The sequence below is a fragment of the Bifidobacterium adolescentis ATCC 15703 genome, from assembly GCF_000010425.1.
GTDB lineage: Bacteria > Actinomycetota > Actinomycetes > Actinomycetales > Bifidobacteriaceae > Bifidobacterium > Bifidobacterium adolescentis.
The window spans coordinates 818,771-832,975 of the sequence record NC_008618.1 but is presented as its reverse complement, the minus strand read 5'-3'; the positions used below and the strand labels follow the sequence as shown (position 1 = coordinate 832,975).

The 14,205-nt window shown below is 57.6% G+C and carries 12 protein-coding genes; 7 read left to right on the top strand and 5 right to left on the bottom strand.

Annotated features, from left to right (window positions below; genetic code table 11):
- Positions 1-15 precede the first annotated feature (15 nt).
- Together BAD_RS03545 and BAD_RS03540 are read left to right on the top strand one after the other, a co-directional pair.
- Entirely contained in the window at positions 16-738 is a 723-nt protein-coding gene (locus BAD_RS03545) for a response regulator transcription factor (protein ID WP_011743088.1), read from the top strand.
- A gap of 52 nt (positions 739-790) precedes the next feature.
- The gene (locus BAD_RS03540; RefSeq protein ID WP_011743087.1) at positions 791-1,867 is read left to right on the top strand and encodes a sensor histidine kinase; all 1,077 of its coding nucleotides are present in this window, start codon (positions 791-793) and stop codon (positions 1,865-1,867) included.
- Between the two features lie 4 nt (positions 1,868-1,871).
- Here the strand turns inward: BAD_RS03540 and BAD_RS03535 are convergent, their stop codons facing one another.
- Both BAD_RS03535 and BAD_RS03530 read right to left on the bottom strand, forming a co-directional pair.
- On the bottom strand, positions 1,872-2,579 hold the full coding sequence (locus BAD_RS03535) for a ComF family protein (RefSeq protein ID WP_041777496.1): 708 nt from the start codon (positions 2,577-2,579) through the stop codon (positions 1,872-1,874).
- A gap of 19 nt (positions 2,580-2,598) precedes the next feature.
- Positions 2,599-3,405, bottom strand: a complete 807-nt coding sequence (locus tag BAD_RS03530; RefSeq protein WP_011743085.1) for an HAD-IIB family hydrolase — start codon at positions 3,403-3,405, stop codon at positions 2,599-2,601.
- Between the two features lie 76 nt (positions 3,406-3,481).
- Here BAD_RS03530 and BAD_RS03525 point away from each other — a divergent pair, with 76 nt between their 5' ends.
- A complete protein-coding gene (locus BAD_RS03525; protein ID WP_021913619.1) occupies positions 3,482-3,910 on the top strand; it encodes a metallopeptidase family protein in 429 nt (142 codons plus the stop codon).
- A gap of 3 nt (positions 3,911-3,913) precedes the next feature.
- On the opposite strand, the gene BAD_RS03520 is transcribed toward BAD_RS03525, so the two are convergent.
- Genes BAD_RS03520 through BAD_RS03510 form a run of 3 tightly spaced genes read right to left on the bottom strand, consistent with a single transcriptional unit; the run spans position 3,914 to position 8,877 of the window.
- Positions 3,914-5,443, bottom strand: coding sequence for a DUF5719 family protein (locus tag BAD_RS03520; RefSeq protein ID WP_011743083.1), 1,530 nt, complete (start codon positions 5,441-5,443; stop codon positions 3,914-3,916).
- Positions 5,440-8,544 (bottom strand): glycosyltransferase family 2 protein, encoded by a 3,105-nt coding sequence (locus tag BAD_RS03515; RefSeq protein WP_011743082.1) that lies wholly within the window; start codon positions 8,542-8,544, stop codon positions 5,440-5,442. Before BAD_RS03515 ends, BAD_RS03520 begins: the two co-directional genes overlap by 4 nt.
- A 33-nt stretch (positions 8,545-8,577) precedes the next feature.
- A complete protein-coding gene (locus BAD_RS03510) occupies positions 8,578-8,877 on the bottom strand; it encodes a WhiB family transcriptional regulator (protein ID WP_011743081.1) in 300 nt (99 codons plus the stop codon).
- 348 nt (positions 8,878-9,225) lie between these two features.
- On the opposite strand from BAD_RS03510, the gene BAD_RS03505 reads away from it, so the two are divergent.
- From BAD_RS03505 to BAD_RS03485, 4 genes are all read left to right on the top strand, one after another.
- Positions 9,226-10,545 carry an LCP family protein gene (locus BAD_RS03505; protein WP_231837112.1) on the top strand — a complete coding sequence of 440 codons (1,320 nt, stop codon included), beginning with the start codon at positions 9,226-9,228 and terminating at the stop codon, positions 10,543-10,545.
- A gap of 65 nt (positions 10,546-10,610) precedes the next feature.
- Positions 10,611-11,963, top strand: coding sequence for an LCP family protein (locus BAD_RS03495; RefSeq protein WP_011743079.1), 1,353 nt, complete (start codon positions 10,611-10,613; stop codon positions 11,961-11,963).
- Positions 11,964-12,056: 93 nt separating this feature from the next.
- Complete coding sequence (locus BAD_RS03490; protein WP_011743078.1) at positions 12,057-13,820, top strand: FtsK/SpoIIIE domain-containing protein; 1,764 nt, start codon at positions 12,057-12,059, stop codon at positions 13,818-13,820.
- Positions 13,821-13,923: 103 nt separating this feature from the next.
- The gene (locus BAD_RS03485; protein ID WP_003809589.1) at positions 13,924-14,202 is read left to right on the top strand and encodes a WhiB family transcriptional regulator; all 279 of its coding nucleotides are present in this window, start codon (positions 13,924-13,926) and stop codon (positions 14,200-14,202) included.
- The last annotated feature ends 3 nt before the right edge of the window (positions 14,203-14,205 follow it).

Sequence of the window (14,205 nt, the reverse complement as noted above, 5' to 3'; positions counted from 1 at the left end):
GAAAGGCGGAACGCTATGCTCAATTCATCAGCACAATCCACAGTAATTCCACGTACCGTTCTGGTGGTCGAGGATGAACCGACCTTGGCCACCGCCATCGCGCAGCGCATCACTGCGGAGGGTTGGACCGCGCGCGTGGCTTCCGACGGCGCCAGCGCCGTCCAGGCCGCTTCCACGCTCCGTCCGGATCTGGTCATCATGGATATCATGCTGCCCGTGATGGATGGTCTTGAGGCCACCAAGCGCATCGTGGCTGAACGTCCTGTGCCTGTGCTGATTCTGACGGCGCGAGACGACGAGGCCGACAAGGTCATCGGTCTTGGTGCCGGAGCCGACGATTACATGACCAAGCCGTTCTCCATGCGCGAGCTCATCGCCCGGTGCAAGGCGCTGCTTCGTCGTGTGGACAGGGCGAAGGTCATCGCCAAGAACTCCGAAAACGAGAAACTGCTTGATTTCGGCTCTCTGGTCATCGATCCGGCCCAGCGTATCGTCACCGTCAATGGGGAGCAGGTGCATTTGACCCCAACGGAATTTGATTTGCTGGCCACTTTGGCCCGCAAACCGAAGTCCGTGCTCACTCGCGAGAAGCTGCTCGAGGAAGTGTGGGATTGGGTGGATGCGTCCGGCACCCGTACTGTGGATTCGCATGTCAAGGCGCTACGTCACAAGCTGGGTTCGAAGACCATTCGAACCGTGCATGGCGTAGGCTACGCGTTCGAACCGCCGGAAGAATAGTATGATGCGCTAAGATCCGGAAGAATAGTATGATGCGCTAAGATTTGGTGGTATGCGTACCACTGATTCAAAACCAGGGCGTTCGGTCAATCCGTTGGATACCGAACGCCCTATTGGTTTGTTCTCTTCGCTCAAAATGGAATTGAGCGTGCTGATCACCATTTCCACCATCATCGCGTTCATCATGGCTTGGTTCCTGCTCAAAGTCGGATTGAGCCTGTGGATAGCCATGCCGATCACCCTTGCCGTGGCTTTGGGCATCACCTATTTCTTCTCTAGGGGACTCACCTCTCCCCTGCGCGAGATGCGGGATGCCGCGGAGGCTATGGCGGACGGCGACTACACCGTCCGGGTGCATGTCGATGCCAACAGCCGCGACGAGGTCGGACAGCTGGCTTTGTCTTTCAATGAGATGGCGGAGGAACTGCAGCATGCCGACCAGATGAGACGGGACATGGTGGCCAATGTGAGCCACGAGCTACGTACGCCTGTATCCGCGTTGCAGGCCATGGTCGAGAACATGGCCGACGGCGTTGTGGAACCGACCCCATCGAATCTGGAAAGCATTCTCAACCAAACGCACCGTTTGTCGGATCTGATCGCGTTTCTGCTTGATTTGTCCCGCATGGAAGCCGGTGCGGCGAGCCTGCAGATCGATAAATTCAATTTCGCGGATTTCATCGACGAAACCGTGGAACCGTTGGAAATCGCCGATGCCGGGCATGCCCACAATATCGAAATCCACGTGCCCGACGACATCGAAATGGAAGGCGATCAGGATCGTCTGCGCCAGTTGTTCACCAATATCATCGCCAATGCGCTCAAACACTCCGCAGACAATACCGCGGTGCTCATCGAAGCGCATGAAAACAAGGATTTCGGCACGATTGTGACGAATGTCGTCAACTTCGGCTCGCAGATTCCCCAAGAAGCGCGGTCCGATATCTTCCGTCGATTCGTCAAAGGCAAGACGGGACCGGGTACCGAATCGGGAGGAACCGGTCTTGGACTGTCAATCGCCCGATGGGCGGCGCAATTGCATGGCGGCACGGTACGAGTGGTGGATGATCCGCGCGGCGCCGATTTCGAAATCACTTTGCCGAAATATCACATTTCCGATGACGAGTGACGATTTACGCCGCCAAAGGTCTGCCGGCCGGAGTGTGTGCCAACGCCAGCACGGTAATGACCAAAGCTCCCTGTGAAGTTAGAGCGTCAACACAACGACGCATGGTGGCTCCAGAGGTGACGATGTCATCCACCAGAATCACCGCCTTGTTTTGAAGGGTGACGCCCGGACGAACCATGACATGCCCCTTAAGGCGTTGCGCCCTCTGTTCCGTGCCCTTGGTCTCGACGGATTTGCCTTTGATTCCTTTGTTCGTCAACGCATCGCATACCTGTACGCGGAAACCTGTCCGGCACCGTAGAAACGCCGACAACCGTTTTGCCAGCGGCATCATGTGCCGTCGTCCGCGCTGACGCATGGAAGCAATCGACGACGGCGCGGGAACGACCAGTATGGTATCGCAGATCTCACGAACGCCATCCATGGCATCAATCACACCGGCGCGTTCCGCAAGCCTGCACAACGCATCCGAGAACGGACGGTCGCATTCCTCGTCTCCGTGGTCTTTCCATGCCAGAATCGACTGTCTGGCGGCACCCCGATACCATCCGCACGCGAACCATCGACCCATCTCAGCCGTTTCCAATGGCTGGGACAGTTCGCAGTCGAATGACGCAAGACAGGCATCGCACAACACGTCATCAGGCTTGTCGCATCCCGCACAGCCTCGTGGGAACAACAGATTCGCCATATGCGCGAATGAGCCCGCCATCAGATTCACACCGGCTCCGTCATCGGGACAATCTGGCGATAATCTCGCCGCATAATTTCACGGTATCCGCGGGACCGTTCACTTTGACAGCCCTTGTGCCGGCCTTCGCCGCGGGATAATCATTGCCGTTGGGTTCCATCCGGTCTCCGATGAACACGATCTGACCGACCTCGATATCGAGAATATCCGCGAGTTCACGGACGGCGAACGACTTATCGACGCCACGCTGTGAGATATCAACACTGCTGGAGCCTCCAGGTCTTACTTCAAGATTCGGTAGTTCGGCAGCAACCGCACAGGCCAATCGGTTCTTCTTCTCGTTGGTGGGGTCCCATGCCTCCTTGGCCTCGACGGGGGCAAGCTGCCCCAATGCGGAAAAGGTGATCTGACTGCCTCTGTCCTCGATGCGCTCGCCCCAGACATGAGTGGCCCAAATGCCCTGCTCACGAGCATTCCGTTCCAGCGATTCCTTCGCCTTGGCACGGTCCTCGTCGCTTAGATCGTGGGAGAACACTTTCCCCCACCGTTGCCCGTCCCACCGGTAGTAGCGGGTTCCGCTGGTCGGCATGAGGTGAAGTTTCGACTTGTCGGCATGGTCGGACAGCCTGTCCACCACCTGACTTTGCAGCAACGAGTATTTGCCGCCGGTGATCACCGCGACGTCAATCAATGATGTCAATGCAGAGAAGCATTCGGCCATGTCCGCTTTCATAGGTTTCTTGGACCGCGCCAACGTGTTGTCGAGGTCAAACCCAATCAGCCGCGCGCCTTCGCACAACATGTTGACATCAACGATGTTCCAATAAGGTACGGAAATATCCGCCATGATCATTTCTCCCCTTGTCGAGCAGCCCATACCATGGTATCGCATGTTTCGAATAAGCCCTGATAAGGTAGAAACCATGCAACAGATGCCTTGGGAGACCCCGATATACCGCAACCGCCATGGACGTGGCACGCGTACGCCCATGTTTGGTACCAGACTGCCCCGGTACCGTACCAGAAGCGGTATGTTCGACGATATGCTGGTGGCGCAAATCCGCAGACTCAACGGGGCATGGCCTGAACTCATAGCTCCGGTCCAATTCGCTGTGGAGGATGTTCCGCCATCCGATCCCGCGCCTTGGGAGGACGTTCCGCATCTTGGATCGCAGTCATTCCCCGCCGGACACGGCATTCCACCCCGTATCGTGCTGTACCGCATGCCGCTGCAATCGCATGCCCGTAACCGTATGGACCTGCAATTCGCAATCAGGGACGAGGTGGTCTCACGTCTGGCGGAAATCTACGGACGCCGTCCGGAAGAAATAGATCCTGATTGGGGCATGTGACTTTCAACGGACAACAGTCATATCCTGATTCGCCCAGATCTGCTCTCTGGCCTCCTTCAAATCGACGGCGCCGATGATGGCAAGTCCGGCGAGTTTCGCACCGGACACATCTTTCTGTCCGACACGAAGATTCCAGACCACGGCTTGGGCGGGATCCTTCAAACGGATGGCGGCGACATCGCCATCATTAATATCGGCGATGCGCACCGACGTCGAAGCCGAGGGACGGATGGCGATTTCACGCCTGTCCACTTGTTTGCCGTCCGTGTCGTAAGCCGTCATGATCGCTGTCCGATCCTCATCCGCGGTGTTGACGAAGCCTACCGTCGCGGTGGATTGGTCAGGAACCGCGATGGCGGAGATCTTCGCCGGAGCGGACGCATTGACTAGGGCGAAATCGGATTGTCCATCGGGGCCATCGTCTGAAATCTTCGCCGTGGCAGACACCGGTTCGGAAGCGGCTATGGCGATGCCGGTAGCGGATTTTGGAACGTCTCCAAGATCGATGGCGGACGCGCGGTTCGCCTTCAGCTCCTGCTGATTGGTCTGCTGCGCCCCCTTGGAGTCAATCCAGGATACGGTGACATCCGTTTTGCGGGACGTATACAGGTACAGTGTCGCATGGTCTCCGCCATTCAAGCCGTAGAGGGCCAGAGATTTCGCGAAAGCGTTATTCGGAAGCGCATAATCCGATCCCTTTGGGGTCAATCCGTCCATGGAGACGGTGCGGACGATTGCGGCCACAGGAGTGTCAGTTCCAGTCACCGTGGCATACAGCGCGTCTTGGCCGGAAGCAGCTGCGGAAAGATTCAGTACCGTTTCCTTGCCTGAGGCCACGGTCAGCGTCGATCCGGTGGAGAGCGCCAGCGCGCCGGATTTGTCGGAGCCCCAGATTCTGATGGTCACCGATGTGTCCTTGGCGGAGGGATTGGCCACAACAAGCTGTTGCGTCAAGCCGGTCTTCGTACCGGAAAGCAGGAACGCCTGTTTCAGCGCCGGCACGACGCAGGAGGCTGCTGATACGCCCTTCAAATCACCGTCCGTGGCCCATGACATCACTGAGGAAACCGCGCCGGTACCGTTCGAAGCCGTCAGCAGACGCGTGTCTTGCAATCGAGAGCCGTCATCGACATTGCCGGAAGCCACAAAGATGTCATCGGACGAGTCGTCTTTTTTGTCCAGCATCGACACGGATGCCGTCATGTCGGCTCCCATCGAGGCGACGGATGAATGGAACACCGAACCGAAGGCGGCGTATCTCGCGGAAGACGCGATATTGCCGTTGGATGCCTGGTATTCGCTATCTCCATAGGCATCGGTATCGGCAATGGTCATGCGAGACGGGCAGTACGTCTGCCGCTGCCGGGGGCTGACGGTACGACCCACCGAGGAGCGTTCCACCGTGGGCGTGTCCGCATGCAGCCATGATGGCCGGTATATGAGCGTCACGGCCATCAGGACCACGATGAGCAACACTGAGATTACGGCAAGCGCAATACGCAAAGGCGTATTGGGACGAGAATGTCTGCTCATGCTTCCTCCAGACCCTGACGACGAATGCGCGGAAGCGCCACCAGGCAATACGCTACAAGAACGACGCCCATGCACCACAGCCATGAACGACGCCACACACTTGAGCCGGCCTTATCAAGCCCGCTTCGATCGATATGCTGCTTGGATAGATCCTGAACCGTCAAACGATAATACGTGCCATTATCCAGACTGACGACATTCTGTGTCCCGTCGGAGGCTCCAATGTTCGAATTGAGCTGGTTCGAGGCCTCTCGCTGCGCTTTGTCGCCGTTCTGCTTGATAACGTAAATGCCGCCGAAACCCAACTTGCCAAGCTCGTTGATGGCATCGGAATCGGCATTGGCCAGCAACTGGGCGCAATCCTGCGCAATGGTTCTGCTGGACCCGTCGGAACGTCCCGAAACCACTTCGACGCGTTGCGCGGGAGAGCTGTCAATCAAGTCGCCACGACCGGTACGCATCACACTGTAGCTGACCGACTCGGCGCTATCGGCACGCAAGGCAAGCACGCGACGTGCATCATCCTGCCCAAGGAAATCGGTCGCCACCATCGGCAGTCCAGCATCGCTGGTCTTTACCTGGCTGTGATCGCATTCGACATAGTTGAATCCCGCACAGGCCACGACGGAGACGGCCAGCAGGCAAACCAATACGGCACGACCCACATGCGAGGCAATCGACACTGCCTTCGAGCCGCGTCCTTCGATTTCGACGGCGCCGGTCTTCTCATGCTGTCTCAGCATGACGAAACGTCGAACCGCGCCGCCCGACATCATGCAGATGCAGGCGAGCAAGCCCATCATCGCATATGTGGTTCCCGGAAGCATGGAACCGGAGACCGGACCATCCACATCGACGGCCACCGCAATCGCCGCGGACAGCAAGGCCGTCGCCAATCCCGCGAACACGGCGACCCACATCATACGGGACACGCGCAGCACGAAAGGCAACACCAATGACACCGCGGCCAGCAATACGATCAACGCCAGTATGGAAACCGCCACATACCGCCATGCACCACCGTCGGCGCCGATGCCGAACACCCGCAGCAACAGATCGGACAGATTCGCGACGACCGGTTTGCCATCATACGCGGAGGAGGGCAGCATGACGCTGCCGAACAGCTGACGCCATGTACCGTCGGAAGTGAAACGAACGGCATTGACCAACGTCGGCGCGCATACGAACGCCGCCGGAAGCGGAATCAGAAGCAACGCGGGCTTATGGGAGCGGACGAACAGCAGGAATCCCAGGAAGGTGAGCATCAGCGGCAGCAACAACTGCGGCTGCGCGGCGACGACCGGAATGAAACACAGCGCCGCAACCGCCGCCGCCTGGACCGACGCGTGGGGATTGACCAGATCCTCCGTCCGATACATGCCGACCGCACGGAACGAGAAGGCGAAAGCGGCCGGAAGAAACACCATGACCGTCAGCATCGTGACATCCGCGTCATCATAAAGTCCCATGGACAACGCCAACGCGAACCACGCCAACGCGACCACGCAGCGCACCGCATCCGAGCGGGTGAAGATGCCGGCCAGCGCCCAGAAGGAAAACACCATGAGCGGGGCTGCAAGGAAGAACATCAGTCCGACAGCTCCGGCAACATGTCCACCAGTGAGCACCGACGCCAGCGCAAGCACCAACAGCCATGGCGCGTTAGGCGCACTGATGCCCGTGCCTGAGGCATACGACCATGACGTGGTCGCGGTATGAAGCAACTGGGTGAAGCTCGCGCCCGTGGGCAACAGCTGTGCGGAATACATCGACGCACCCGAACATACGGAACGAAGCACGTCCCAATACAGCACGACTATCCATATGCCGGCAATCAGCGCCGCGCCGAAGGCCAATCCCCATCTACGCAGCAACCGTTTACGCAGATGGTCCTTCTCAAGAGGACTGAGCAGCACGACATCCCTCTGGTCGCGCAACGCACGGCGACGGTCGAGCCATTCCCTGACCTGCCGATGATTCGCAGACAGCGTGGATAGCGATTTAAGCGTGACCTTGCTTTGCCTGCGTAACCGCGCACGGGCGCGCCAAGCACCCCGCAGACGCAGCAGCGCACGCCACGGCATCGCCAGCTCGCAGCATGCATGATACGGCTGTTTGCGCGCCAAGCAAAGCACGGCCAATCCCAACGACTGGATGATGGACCACAGCCAAAGCAACGGCCACCATGAACGGTGCATGTCAGTGTACGCGTATTTGGCATTCGCCTCGCGTACGGCAAGATACGGATCGATGCGACCGTCCTCGTCTTCCACAGGGCGCCCGTTCTTGGAACGGATTCCTTCGAATCGGGCTCTTCTGTGGGCGATGCGAGCCTGGGGAACCACTACGACACGCCCACCGCCAAGACATATGCGGCGGCACAGGTCCGTGGATTCCGCGAAGGTGCCGAACCAGGGGTCAGCCCCTTCGAACGCACGCAACGTAGCCAACGGCACCAACGCGCCCGATAGGGAGACCGACAGCACATCCTGACGCCCGTCATATTGCTCCTGGTCAGGCTCGCCGTCGACCACCAAGGAAACGACATCATGGTGCCCGGCATACAAACCCACATTGTGCAGGTTCTTCGCCTGCCAATCCAACTGCTTGGCACCGAGCAGCGCGGCTGTCGGCGTGTTTCTCCACGCATCCAGCAACGTCTCGAAGCACCGGTCATCCGCCGGCCGCGAATCGTCATGCAAGGTCCACAACGCGCGGATGCCGGCATCAATGCCGATCTGATCCATCGCACGCGTTACAGCGTCCATGAAGGACGCCGCCTGCTTCACTCCCACCAGAATGACCCTCACCGTTTTGGCTTCCGGCACTTCCGTAAGCACATCCTGTGATGAGTGAATGACATCGAAGGTCATCTGCATGGGCTGCTCGATCTGCCCCGTGCAATCGGCGATAACGATCATTCCTGGAAGCATGCGCTGCGCAAGCACCGCTCCAACGGTAGAAGCGAGGAATCGAAGGTCATGCTGCGCGGTGATCACCGCAGCCACGGACATATCGACGTCCTGCCGATGCGTATACGGTCTGCTGTTCAGCACATCGGTCACGATTGTCTGGATATCGCTGCTGGCGTTAGAATTCATAATTTAAGTGTACGCACGGGACGCACCATGCCTTCAAGCCCGTTCCTTGTGCTCTTTTTTGTAGCGACGACGCTCACGCTCGCTCATACCGCCCCAGATACCGAAACGCTCATCATGGTCGATGGCCCATTCCAGGCACTGTTCACGGACTTCACACTGGGCGCAAACCCTCTTCGCATCCCTGGTGGAACCGCCTTTTTCCGGGAAGAATGCTTCGGGATCGGTCTGCGAGCACAGCGCTTTGTGCTGCCAAGACACGTCATCATCCCGCTTGAACAAACCCCACAGTTCAGCAAGCGGATTCTCAGAAGACTCATCAGTCACGCCCCACATGAGTCCTCCCATAATTGTGTGCGCACCTTTTATGCGCATACTTTCACACCGCTTCAAATTACACACACGCAATGTAATTTTGTCAAGTTTCCCCGTGTCAATGCCTATATTTCAGAAAATCCATGCTAAAGTTCAGCCCAATCTGGGGTCTACAGTCGCAGAATCGGTGAAAATCGGCCATTAACCCTATAATTGCCCATTTGGATAGTGGTAGGTTCTAAAAGCATTGCGTCAAACGCGCATCTCAATCAGGAAGGCAACACCGTGGCAACGTCATCAACCGGCAATAAGCTTCCTAACATCAATGGTCTTCAGGATGCGAAACCACGTCACAGCCTGGGATATCGCGTGCAGCATCACGTCAGGACCGCAGTCGCCGCGGCAATCGCCGCGACTCTGGTGTTCGTCGGCACTGCAGCTGCCGCTACTTGGATGGACGTCAATGGCATCATCAAGAACAATTCGGTCGGCGTGATCGGCCAGGGTTCCCTGAATACGGACGCATCCATCATCGATCCGAACTCCGGCAAGCCGATCGAGTTCGTGCTGATCGGACAGGATTCCCGTGACGGCGCGGAGAACCAAGCCATCGGAGGCAGTTTCGATGACGTCATCGGCAACCATCAGGCCGACACCGCCATGATTGTGCAGATCTCCGCCGACCGCAAGGAAATCAACCTGGTCTCCATTCCACGAGATTCCCTGGTGGACGTGCCTCAGTGCGAAACGTCGAAGGGCACGATTCCCGCACAGTATAACGTCATGTTCAATTCCATCTTCGCAGGTGCCTACAAAACCGGCGGAGATCTCTCCTCGGCGGCCAGCTGCACGCTGAACGCCGTGAACAGTCTCACCGGGTTGAATATTCAGAACTTCATCGTCGTGGACTTCGCCGGCCTGGTCAAGATGATTGATTCAGTCGGCGGCGTGGACCTGTGCATTCCGCAGAACGTCAACGACCCGTACACCGGACTCAATCTCGACAAGGGCATGCACCATCTTGACGGCGTTGCGGCGACGCAGTACGCCCGGATCCGTCACGGCATAGGAGACGGATCCGACACCTCGCGTACCACACGTCAGCAGTATCTCATCAAGCAGCTGATGAGCGAGGCGCTCAGCAAGAATCTGTTCACTGATACCGCGCAGCTGTACCAGCTGGCGAAATCCGCGCTGAAATCGCTCAACATATCCCAAGGCATGGCTGATACCGCGGCTTTGGCGGGACTTGCCATGAGCCTGAAGAATTTCACCATGACCAACCTGCAGACCCAGACCGTCCCCGTGGTCCCAGCACCGTCCGACCCCAACCGTTCCGTCTGGACCGACGAAGCCGACAATCTCTGGGAGAAGATGCGAGCGGGCAAGCCGATTTTCGATACCGCCGATTCAAACTCGGGCGGCTCCTCCGACACCAGTTCAGATAATTCAGCCAGCTCCGACGATTCCGGCACGACCGACAGCAACCAGTCGGACACCACTGCCGAGACTCCCGATCCCGTCACGGGACTGATCACCAAATCCGACGGCACGTTGGTCGATCCGAGCACTGGCGGCACCGTCGACCCGGATGACGGCTCCATTCATGACGCGACCACGGGCCAGTACATCGGGCTTGCGGATCGATACCTTAATGCGACCGTATGTGCCGTTCCGGCAAAGAACTGACGTAGACCACGCAATCACGTCCCCTTTCAACGTATGACACAGGGACGAATCTTTTTGGAGGAACCATGAGTGAAGGCAAAGGAGCAAAAGAGCCTACGAGCGTGCCACCAAGTTTCATTCCGTCATCAGGACGCAAAAAAACCATGCCGTCCACGGATTCCTCCCGCTCGCAAAGCGCACCGAGCCAGCCAGCGAGTTTCGCACCGGCGAAACGTTCCGACCATGCATCATCCGTAAAACCGGCCAAACGCACGGCGCGTCCTTCTTCCTCGGTTCCGCAAAGCTTCCAGCCTGCGGCACGGGCAACGAGCGAGACAAGAAGAAACCCTTCATCATCTCCGGTGTCCTTCGCTCCAGAACATACCCGCACGGCCAATCCAACGCAGCAGTTCCGGGGGTCATCCTCCGTCTCCACGGCGCTCCGATCTGTTCCATCCTCTCCAGCGACGGCTTCCGTGCCAAAAAGAAGACCTCGCGTCGGACGTATCGTCCTTTCCATTTTCCTTGTACTGATTCTCGCACTGGGAATAGGGGTATTCTCCGCTTGGAACTGGGTCGATGACCAGCTCAACAAACAGACCTGGCTGACATCCAAAGCGGACACCGCCGGCGAAAGCTGGCTTATTCTTGGCTCCGACGAACGTGAGGGCACCATCGGAGATGCCGGTGACGTCGAAGGTTTCAGAACCGACACCATTCTTGTACTCACCAAGCCGAAAACAGGATCGTCCTCGCTGATTTCCATTCCTCGCGATTCCCTGGTGGAAATCGATGGGAGCTATATGAAGATCAACGCCGTGGCGCAGCTGTACAGCCGCAAACAGTTGGTCAATGAGGTGGAGGACATCACCGGCCAGAAAATCAACCATGTGGCAATGGTCCGCTTCGGCGGACTCGTCAAAGTGGTCGATGCCTTGGGAGGCGTGGACCTATGCTACGACCAGAATGTGAATGACCCTTATTCGGGTATGAACTGGACCGCCGGATGCCACACCGTGGACGGCAACACCGCTTTGGCGTTCTCCCGTATGCGATATGCCGATGTGCAAGGCGATTTCGGCCGTGCCGCACGTCAGCGCCAGGTGATCAACGCCATCGTCAAGAAGGGCGCTTCCAAACAGACGCTCACGAATTTCAACAAGACCAAAAAGGTCGCCGCAGCGGCGTTGAGCTCCGTAACCGTGGATGAGAAAGCATCGACTTCCTCTCTGCTTCGGATGGCGTTGGCTTTCAAAAGCGCCTCAGGCAAGGATGGCATTTCGGGAAGCGTGTATTGGACCGATCCGGACTATTACGTCGATGGGGTCGGATCGTGCGTTCTGCTGGATGACGCGAAGAACATCCAGCTTTTCTCCGAACTCTCACACGGCACGCATTCCGCAGGAACCGTGGGCACGCTGGCCGAACAGCAAAACTGACGACACGCCGGAGGATGTGGATAACCCACATTCTCCGACCACAACCCTCATATTGGCTTGCGGCATGCCGCCGCTCTTGCCCATGCTGGCCGTATGAACAAAAAGGCCCCTCACCGTATAAGCGAACAACATCTCACTGTATTGAGTTGGAGCGCGCCTTTGCTGGCGCAGCTCATCATGCTGATTGTCATGTGCATGCAACGTCATTGGCTCTATGCGGCGATGCTCGCTCCGAGTCTGCTCGGCAGCGCATTGATGCTCATCACCATGATCATGCGCGTCAGGCATGAAGAAACGAACAGCAACACCATTACTGGAAGCGATTCGCCGGTTCCAACGCATCATAACGGAAACGAAATCGACCATGCTCAGCTTTTCGCCGACATGCCGTCCATAAGTTTTGAGCATCTGCATGGCCTGGACAACGACCCGCTCATATGGCGCACCATCGTGCGTAATTGGCTTGTCCGTTCCCCAACGAACGGCATCGGCATGTCAGAACATGGCATATTCCATATAGATCTGGCATCATCCGGACCACATGCCATGGTCGCGGGGACCACAGGCTCGGGGAAATCCGAACTGCTGATCAGTTGGTGCATGGCATTGGCGATTCGGCATAGTCCTCAAACCCTCCATTTCGTCTTTCTGGATTTCAAAGGAGGATCGACCTTCAACGCTTTGGAGCGTCTGCCGCATACCGTGGGCAACGTCTGCGATCTTGACCTCGCCCATGCCGTCCGTGCGCTGAACGCCATAGAACAAGAATTGGCACGCAGGGAGGCCTTGGTAAGTGCCGAACGCGTTTCCAGATTCGACCAGCTTTCCCATCCCCCTGCACGGCTCGTGGTGGTCATTGACGAATTCCATGCATTGCGCGACCGTCTACCCGACTATATGCAGCGACTCAATCGATTGGCGTCGCTCGGACGCTCTTTGGGTATGCATCTCATCGTATGCACGCAAAATCCCATGGGTCAGGTCCATGCCGATATGAAGGCCAACATATCGCTGAGCATCTGCCTACGCGTCACCGACCAAATGCAATCGAATGAACTGATCGGCACCAAGGATGCAGCTTTGATTCCACCGGCCTTCCCCGGTGCCGCTTACTGTCATGACGGTCAACGCACTGTTCCTTTCCGCTGCAGCGCGGTCCATGACATTGATTCCTTGGTGCATGCCATCAACACCGCATCGGCATTCAGCGGCACCACCAATCCCTCCCCTTTGTTCTCCGCGCCGCTCGCACCACATGCAGGCAAAGACGATTTGACGGCGCCACAGCGAGAGGCATGGCACCATGTGCCTTTTGCTTTGAGCGACGACGGTGTACTCATCTCCACCGCATTCCTTGACGTAGGACACGGCAACATCGCCGTGATTGGCGCATGCGGAAGCGGCAAAACCAATCTGCTGCTCTGCTGCGCCAGCCGTCTCTATGAATCCGGTCGCTGCACCATCCGGTTCACACGCAAGACGAACAGCGAATGGACCACCGACGACGGCAGAACATCGCCGCAGCACGAACGCACCATATGGTTCGTGGATGACGCCGACGAATTGCTCTCCCCTTTCGCAGCCATGCCCGAAGCCGATAAGCTCAAGACCGCACTCGCCGATCCGTCCGTCACGGTAATCGCAGCTGTGGAAAAGCCGCAAAGCACCCTACTTGAACGTTGCCTCACACGTGTTGCGTTTCCTTGCGGAGAGAGAGCCACCGATGTGATGATGGGGATTCCCAGCGCGGTTCTCGACGGTTTCGGCGTCGATGACTATGCCATTGCCGGGCGTGGGGTCTTCATCCAACAAGCACGGGCATGTCCCGTGCAATGCGCGGAATTCCAAGGATTCTAAAAAAACTTGGTTTCTTTTGCGAAAAAGTCTTGAAAAATCATCCGATTCGTGGTTATCTAAATAACGGATAGAACGCCACTTATGGCAAGAGGAAGGCGATTACATGAGCAGTGCTTTCGATTGGCGAGCCAAGGCCGCGTGCCGGGATAAGGATCCGGAACTGTTTTTCCCGGTCGGCAACACCGGTGCCGCCTATCAGCAAATCGAAGAAGCCAAGGCCGTTTGCCGTACCTGCAAGGTGATTGACGCGTGCCTGAAATGCGCGCTCGACACCAATCAGGACTACGGCGTTTGGGGCGGTCTGAGCGAAGACGAGCGGCGCGCGCTCAAGCGGCGCGCGATGCGTGCACGTCGCTCGCAGGCCATGCAGATGCAGGTCTGATTC